At 54.1% G+C, this 8,160-nt stretch carries 6 protein-coding genes and 1 tRNA gene; 1 reads left to right on the plus strand and 6 read right to left on the minus strand.

What is annotated here, in order from left to right; genetic code table 11:
- Window positions 1-68 precede the first annotated feature (68 nt).
- The 6 genes from HMPREF2888_RS13300 to HMPREF2888_RS08550 form a co-directional block, all read right to left on the minus strand.
- A complete protein-coding gene (locus HMPREF2888_RS13300) occupies window positions 69-716 on the minus strand; it encodes a CatB-related O-acetyltransferase (protein ID WP_061923903.1) in 648 nt (215 codons plus the stop codon).
- 135 nt (window positions 717-851) lie between these two features.
- Window positions 852-2,099 (minus strand): nucleotide sugar dehydrogenase, encoded by a 1,248-nt coding sequence (locus HMPREF2888_RS08530; RefSeq protein WP_061923905.1) that lies wholly within the window; start codon window positions 2,097-2,099, stop codon window positions 852-854.
- A 65-nt stretch (window positions 2,100-2,164) separates the two neighbouring features.
- Complete coding sequence (locus HMPREF2888_RS08535; RefSeq protein ID WP_061923907.1) at window positions 2,165-3,145, minus strand: glycosyltransferase; 981 nt, start codon at window positions 3,143-3,145, stop codon at window positions 2,165-2,167.
- A gap of 187 nt (window positions 3,146-3,332) precedes the next feature.
- Complete coding sequence (locus HMPREF2888_RS08540) at window positions 3,333-4,595, minus strand: nucleotide sugar dehydrogenase (RefSeq protein ID WP_061923909.1); 1,263 nt, start codon at window positions 4,593-4,595, stop codon at window positions 3,333-3,335.
- 153 nt (window positions 4,596-4,748) lie between these two features.
- A complete protein-coding gene (locus HMPREF2888_RS08545) occupies window positions 4,749-6,437 on the minus strand; it encodes a glycosyltransferase family 4 protein (protein WP_061923912.1) in 1,689 nt (562 codons plus the stop codon).
- 3 nt (window positions 6,438-6,440) lie between these two features.
- Entirely contained in the window at window positions 6,441-7,802 is a 1,362-nt protein-coding gene (locus tag HMPREF2888_RS08550) for a glycosyltransferase family 4 protein (RefSeq protein WP_061923915.1), read from the minus strand.
- A 222-nt stretch (window positions 7,803-8,024) separates the two neighbouring features.
- Here HMPREF2888_RS08550 and HMPREF2888_RS08555 point away from each other — a divergent pair.
- Window positions 8,025-8,097 (plus strand) — tRNA-Asn (locus HMPREF2888_RS08555).
- Window positions 8,098-8,160 lie beyond the last annotated feature (63 nt).

The raw sequence follows: 8,160 nt of genomic DNA on the forward strand, positions 1-8,160 counted from the left end.
ATTTTTTATATTGCTGACAGAACGAGTGGAAAACTCTTAAGAGTTCACCCGCCATTCACCATTGCTGACTATCTTTCCGAGAAGATGTCCTGAGTAGTGCTTTGATAGCGAGGGGGCGACGCGACGTTGAGCTTCGTGACAAAGTCCAATGGATCCGGACACATATACTTCTGCAGCTCCGAGGGCTCACAGGTCCACCATTCGGACTCCAAGAGAAGCTTCCTTTCGTCTTCAGCGAACCGCCACCCGCATATTTTCGCCGGCGTTCCACTGACAATGGCGTAGGGTGGCACATCTTCCTCAACTACGGCACCGGCGGCGATGATTGCTCCGGTTCCAATCGTCACTCCTGACTCAATTCGGACGCCATCACCGATCCTGACATCATGCCCGACGATGACTCGCCGCTTGGGCTTCTCCGCCGCCCAACGCATGGTTGAGCTGACTGCTGGCCACGAAAAGAACGCCGAGGTCGAGGGAAGCTTAGAGTCGTAAAACCCCAAACCCAGGGTTACGCCACGGCCGATGCTGCAGTAACGACCCACCTCCACATATGACCTCACGAGGCCCTTATTCATCGTCGAGGCAAAACCGAAGAAGCTGGTGCCTTGTAGCTCAACTCCGGAAAGAAGCACCTCAGGTTCGGCCTTCACAGCCCACTGAGAGCCCTGGGGTTCGTTAATGCGTGGTGCCCTGTATTCGTTCATCTCGCCCATCCAACTCAAAATCTAAGGACTCAAATGCCGACCGTTCTTCTGGCGGCTAATCTCACGTGACACATCAAGAATGATCGAGTTTCACCGTAGTGGAATATCTCAGCAGACGCCGGGAAAATTCGCTTGCAGAACTTGCTATTCGCGACTCAACGTGCCGTCATATTCGAGCAACTCAACTTTCCACTTCTCAAGGCTGAGATCGTCAAATACTTGATGGCGAACCAACCGAATCGCACAATCAACGTAGCCGATTCCGTCCAATCCACTGGAGAAATGGACATTTGGCATGTTGCCGAGGCGGTGAGCAGCTCCCTCAAGTCCCGTAATGTGCGGTTCCAACACTTGAAACTCAACATCAGGAAAAGTCATAGCTAAAGCCTCGGACGCCTTAAGCGCTGGCGAATTCCGCAAATCACCGATATTCGGCTTGTACGCGAGCCCCATTAGCGCGACCTTCGAAGCTCGCCTCTCTACAATAGCCCGGCTCAGACGTGCAACGGCCCACTGAGTCTTCGACTCATTCACTTCACGGGCCGTCCGCAGGAGAGCCGTATCGTCAGGAAAGGCGCTGATGACAAACCACGGATCTACGGAAATACAGTGGCCACCCACGCCGATCCCAGGAGTGAGGATATTGACTCGCGGGTGCTGGTTAGCGAGCCGAACTAGTTCAGTCTCATCAACCCCCATCTTCGCAGCAACCATCGAGATCTCATTCGCGAAAGCAATGTTTACGTCGCGGTATGAGTTTTCGACGACCTTCGTCAATTCGGCGGTACGAACAGTTGTCTTAAGGATGTCCCCCTTGCAAAAACGCGAATAGAGCTCCTCCGCAGCAACTGTGGATGCATCATCAATTCCGCCAACCACTCGATCATTGTGATAAAGCTCGTGGAGGACGTTTCCTGGCAACACTCGCTCAGGACAATGCGCGTACTTTAGGCCGATCTCGGGATCGAGACCCAACCTGGAGCGCTGCTGCTTCACAGCATCGGCAAGCCCCTCGGTGGCGCCCGGCGGAATCGTGGATTCTAGGACCACCAGTCCTCCAGGAACCAGATACGGGGCAATCGCCTTTGCTGCGGACAACACGTGGGTATTGTCGTAGCCTTGTTCTGGAGTAACCGGCGTTGGCACAGCAATGATGAAGACATCAGCAGTCGATGGTGCGACGGCAAGCTGCAAGCGGCCCGCAGTCAAGGATTCTTGAACGAACTCATTGAGGCCTGGTTCTGCATCGTCGGAGTGCCCACTGCGAATGATGTCCAATCGCTGCTCGCTGACGTCCACACCAAGCACTGAAAGGCCCTCGTGCGCGAAAATCGCTGCGGTCGGGAGCCCCACATATCCGAGCCCCATGACGCAAAGGTCAAAATCGGCCACTACACTCACCTTTCTCGTTTTCTCTTCGCGCCGACTCATCTCAGCCAAAAGCGCTGACACGCCAGCTACAGGAGCGCCGCGATTGCTGCAGCAGCTTCAACCGCACCGTTTGGGCGAAGGACCGTCTTCGCAGACTGCTTAATCTTTGCCCGAAGCTCTTCGTTACCCAGCATATTGATTGCCTCACGCAGCTCGGGCACTGACTCCGCACAAAGAGCAATACCACGATCTGCCATCGTCCGGGCTCGACGATTCTGATCGTCAGTCACGGTCGCATTGTTCGGAACAAGCACGGCCGGCAACCCGAACTGGACGCATTCCTGGCTGGTGTTATAGCCAGCAGGGAAAATCGCGGCATCGAACGCGTTGTAGTAACGAGCTAGCGGATAACCGGAAATCTCATAAACTTCCCTACCCGGTTCAACGGTTGCCAGTGGGTTGCGTACAAAAACGGGAATCCAGTCGTCACCAAGACTCTTAATCGCATCAAGGACTTCGTCGAGCAACTCGTTTAGGTCACCAATAGTTGAGCCCCCGAGCTGGATAAGAAATGCCTTCTTATCCAGAGGCAAACCTAACATGGTCCGTGCAGCATCACGATCGAAGAGTTCGTGGCCATCAGACAAAACAATCGGGCCAACGGTCACGGGTGGCAAACCGACGTTTACGGACTCCTCGCAACCGTAATCGCCAGGCAAGATAACTTGGTCAGCAAATCGGTTTGCGGAGCGACGCTGCTTGGAACGCGCATCTGCATCTGGCTTCCAGCACCCACGCTGAATCCAGGTAACAGGAACACCATATTTTTGAGCCACCGCAATAATTCCGGGATATACACTCGTCCCATCGAAGACGATGCGCTGTGGCCTCAATCCTTTGACGACAGCATCGAAATGGCCAGCAAGCAGGATGTTCCAAACTCGCCCGTACATACCCATAGTCCCGTATGAAGGGAAATAGATCATGCGAGACTTCGGCTTCCCAAGCTTGTCATACGCCGAAGACAAGGTATAAGTAACAACTTCTTTATCAAGGCGGCGTTCCACGGCCCACAGACGGGTCAAATGCCCCAGTCCCCCGCCATTGCTACTCACCATGAGCACGGGGCTGGTATACATTTCAGCACGCAAACACTCCGCCTGCGCCCCAGGCCGGGCAAAAACCCGAGACCACAGGCTCAAGCGGAGCGGAAGGTACTTGATTCGATCAAGATTCAACGAGGGTGCGACCTAACTAGAGTCGGTTCTCCGCAGCAGCGGCATTACCCTGGCTGTCAAGAAGGACCTTGGCGTTAGACTCGATCATTGCGATGTCGTACTCACTGTGCTTCTGCAGCAGAGCAACGACGTCAGCTTCCTTGATAGCCGCCTCAAGGTCGGCAACGCACTCGAGCTCCACGCCGTCCTGAACAATCCACTTGGACACGCGCGGGTCGTGGAAAGTAACGTTTGCGCCGCGCTTCAGCAGCTCCTTGGCAACCGGTCGTGCCGGCGACTCGCGCTGATCAGCGATGTCGGCCTTGTAGGTAACGCCAAGAACGAGAACGTTGGAACCGTTCAGCGCCTTACGCTCGTTGTTCAGCTTCTCGGCAATGCGGTCGACAACGTAGATCGGCATGGAGCTATTGATCTCCTGTGCCAGCTCAACAAAGCGGAGCGGGTATCCCAGCTGACGGCGGACCTCGTAGGAGAGGTAATTCGGGTCAATCGGGATGCAGTGTCCACCGACGCCAGCTCCCGGGGTGAACTTCATAAAACCGAACGGCTTGGTAGCAGCACCACGAATAACTTCCCAGATGTCAATGCCCAGCTCGTGGCATACCTTGGCCATCTCGTTAACCAAGGCAATGTTGACGTGGCGGAACGTGTTCTCAAGAAGCTTTGCGGTCTCTGCTTCCTTGGCACCACTCATCTCAACGACCGTATCGATGAAGTCAGAGTAGAAAGCGACGGCGCGCTTGGTCGCCTCCGGGGAAACACCACCGACAAGCTTCGGGGTGTTCTTGATGCCGAAATCCTTGGAGCCTGGGTTCACGCGCTCAGGGCTGAAGGCCACGAACACGTCCTCGCCGACCTTCAGGTCGGAGTTGGACTCAATGAGCGGAACACAAACTTCCTCGGTGGTTCCCGGGTACGTCGTGGACTCAAGGACCACGGTGGTGCCCGTGGTCAAGTGCGGCGCGATCGACTTCGTTGCGCTTTCAACCGGACCCAAGTCCGGAGCGCCAGCAGTCCCCAACGGCGTGGGAACACAAATGACAATCATGTCGCTACCGGAAACAACCGACACGTCAGTGGTTGCCTCGTAACCTGCGGCCAGCATGTCCTTGATGTCTTGGTCGCTCAGGTCATCGATGTGACTAATGCCTGCGTTGAGGTTATGGACCACGCGGGTAGAGATATCGAAGCCGTTAACCTTCCAGCCAGCGAGTGCTGCTGCCTGAGCCAGCGGCAGCCCCACGTAGCCCTGGCCCACGATAGTTACGGTCTTGGTCATTTTCGCCTTCCCACTTATGTAGATGCCAGCCGAATGCTGGAGGTGCTTAGTCCATTCTCGAATACGAAAGATTTGTTTTCGACCGATTTTTGAACGAAATTCTGGGGGGAAGCTTATCACACCACCACAACCCGTATCTGTGAATTTTCAGCGTTAGTAGAAGTTAATTAGCCGTTCAACTGATGCTTTCCACACTTGCCCTTGAATCCACCTCATGGAACGCGCAATGTCTTGGGATTTTGACTCACCTACTGCTTCTGAAAGCCTAAAGACATCACCGGCAGTGAAATAGGTCGCATTTCCCCCCGTTACCTCCCTCAGCGCGGGCAAGTCGCTGGCAATAACGGGTACACCCAACGCCATAGCTTTTTGAGCTTTAATGGGTGTCACACGTCGACAAACAGTCTGATCGCGCCTCGGAATGACGAATGCATCCAACGCCTCATACCATTTGTTGATTTCCGAAAACGGCTGCACTCCCGCAAAGCGGACTCTGTGCGAGACCCCAAGCGAACGCGCAAGTTCCTCTAGACGTCCACGCGCAGAACCTCCGCCGACAAGAAGGACTGCAACGTCATCATCTAGATATTTCAGGGATTCAATAAGCGTTTCGAATCCTTCATAGTCGACAATCGCCGACACCGAACCGACCCACGTGTTGAACTCCTCGAATCCGCCCAGTTCCTGACGTGCGGCATTACGACGAAGACTGCGCACACTTGCTGTCACCGTTTCGTCTTGTTTTGCTTGCAACATCTGCTGGAGAATTTGACGAGACTCCTCAGCGTCTGTTTCCGAAATCGAATTGGGAACCAGAACTGATGGCGGCATCGTTTCTACAAGTGATTGAAAATGCTGTCGCGAAACCTCGCTGAGGAATACAGCACCACTGGCCGCCTCAACCGCACTAGCCTCTAGTTTTCGTGCCTCGATTGCACGCCAAGAATTGTTTCTATATTCGTCTCGTGGATACTCAACTCCAGAAACCCAGGTTTCTGTTGCTTCTCCGCGAACCTCATAAATCCACGGGATCCCCAACTGCACGGCTGCAGCCGACGCGACGGCCGCATTATGGAAGTCCGTCGTTGTGTGAATATGGGTCGCGCCCATTGCGCGGGCATGCTCTACAACAGCGGCAACAGCGCGTTGCTGCACTTTTTGCACCGACAACGGAAAACGCCAGTCGAGCATACGATGATAGGCGATGCCATCAACTATCTGCGTCCGCCGAAAAATCGGCTTTCCAACAATTGCCGGATATCCGAAACGCGTCATTGCCTCAACATAGGCCCCTGAATCCTGCATAGCCTGAAGGAGCGAATGAGTGCGGACAGCGTATCCGCTCTGGGTAAACGGATAACTGTTCGTTATGAGGAAGAGAACCCGAGGTGCCTGATGACGAGCCATTGACGAACGATCCGGCAACGGCACTGACGGAACCGCACATACTTGCATATTCGCCATTGCTTGCTTCGCGATTCGACGTTGCCACCCATGACGCGCGAGCTTGAAAGCCTCGTCAAAACGCCCATCATCCATGAGCTCCCCAAAGTTCGGGAGTTCGTTGAAGTAGACGCCTCCAGGACCCGATTCCAAACGCTGGAATTGAGATCTTGGTTCGAAATTTAGGGCATTTCGTCGCTCGGTCAGAGAGACGATGGGCCGTCGAATTTTGTCGATCCTGCTTGCATGGATCACTTGCCGAAGCCGCTGCCCAATTTTGGTGCGAAAGACACGCGGTTGAAGGAGGCCATCGACGATGGCAAATTCCATCAGTTGCGTGCAGCTCTGTGCAATACAAACAGCCTTTTCAAACCACGAGGTTTTTTCCGTGTGCTTCATCTTCTAGCTGTTCCCACCAGACGGAAGAATTCCCGTACTCTCACCACAAACCTCATTCAAGAACTTGAGCAACTCATGGGGTGCCGCTTCCTCACGCTGGGTGCGCACCCATTCACGCCCCTTCTCCGGATGATGTTCCGGGTATTCACCGCTCAAGAGATCGCGCCACGCGTCAGCTAGCGCACGTGGATTTTCTGGGTCAACTACAACACCGCTGTCCAGGGACCGAACCAGTTCCGCTGGCTCGCCGCTGACGACGGCCGAGATGTAAATTCCGTTCTCAAGTAGCTCGTACAGCTTTGACGGCACCGCCATATCCAGCGGTTCCCAGTCGGTGAGGTGAACTAGCGCCGTGTCTGCCCACTGATATTCACCTAAGAGTTCATCGGAAGACTTTCGAGGCAAGACTTCAACCATCGCTGGCGATTCCTCCGCCCGAGCTTTCAGATAGTCCCTGGCGGCTCCACCACCCACTAACTTGAGATGGACAGCCACTCCTTCTGCCTGAAGCAGCTCAACGGCATCAATCGCGTTGCGCAGGTTTTGCGCACGCCCCAACGTGCCGGCATATAGCATCCGCAATGGCCGGTCGTGCACCCCTTCAAAAGGACGATGGTCAACTTCCGACTCGACTGGGAAAGCATTTCGAACCGTTGCGTAGTTCCCCCTCGGTTTCGGGAATCTGCGGCTTAGTTCATGCTCCAGGTACTCCGATGTCACGACAATTCCATCAGCTCGTCGCAAGCAGAAATTCAGCATCGCACCGCTGAGGGCGGTTAGTAGCTGCGCGGGCCCCTTAGTCAAAACTTTTTCACGCAAAGACTTACGACCCGTTCCTGCATTCCAAGACTTCGAAAATTTCAATAGGTCGGGCCATGCGTCACGAAGATCGATCGCGAATTTTGTCTTTAGATAACGCGAGATCAAATAAGCAACCATCGCCGTGGGAAGCGCAGGTACAGTACCAATCGTAACGCCAAAGGGGGCGTTCGCCGCTCTCCTACGCACTGCTCTCATTGCAAGCAATTGCCCCAGTGCAACCGAAGCTTGGTTTAGCACGCGCGACGAAATGGAATGCCCAGCCGGAATGAAACGGCTTCGATAAATGGATTCGCCATTTTCCCCAATCTCAACTTCAACGGGCATTGAGAAGAATTCCCAAAGCTGGCGAAGTACAGCACCATTTACAACTCCGCCGCCAGATTGCTTTTGAGAAGCAATTCCTTCATTGAGGTAATGCGGATACGGTGCGATTACGAACACGGAGTGCCCCGCCTCAACAAGTTCGCGGGTCAACCATGCCCACCGCCGCTGAGGTACGCCGTTCTCTGGTTCCCAATATTGAGAAACGATGAGAATTTCCATGGAATGTCCTTCACAGTGGCGTGTGCTTCTTCCCTAAACCATAGCAAGCGCACTTGACGCACTGATTGATTATTCAGAGTATCCGCTATGCACGGACATCATCTTCCCAAAGTAAGTCAAAATCCGCCACCAAATCCAGTCCTGAACAGGCAATTTGCACATCTTTCAACGGACTCTATATAGTTACTACACGTTGCAGGGAGCACGCTCCTGAAGCAATATTCCTCCATAGCTCAGTTGGCAGAGCATTCGACTGTTAATCGAAGGGTCACTGGTTCGAGCCCAGTTGGAGGAGCAGACAGGAACCGCCTGATTTCAGGCGGTTCCTTTTGGGATATGCGACAGAAAGTGTGTCTGT

Origin of the sequence: Corynebacterium sp. HMSC077D03, assembly GCF_001808545.1 — a bacterium.
Classification (GTDB): Bacteria; Actinomycetota; Actinomycetes; order Mycobacteriales; family Mycobacteriaceae; genus Corynebacterium; species Corynebacterium simulans.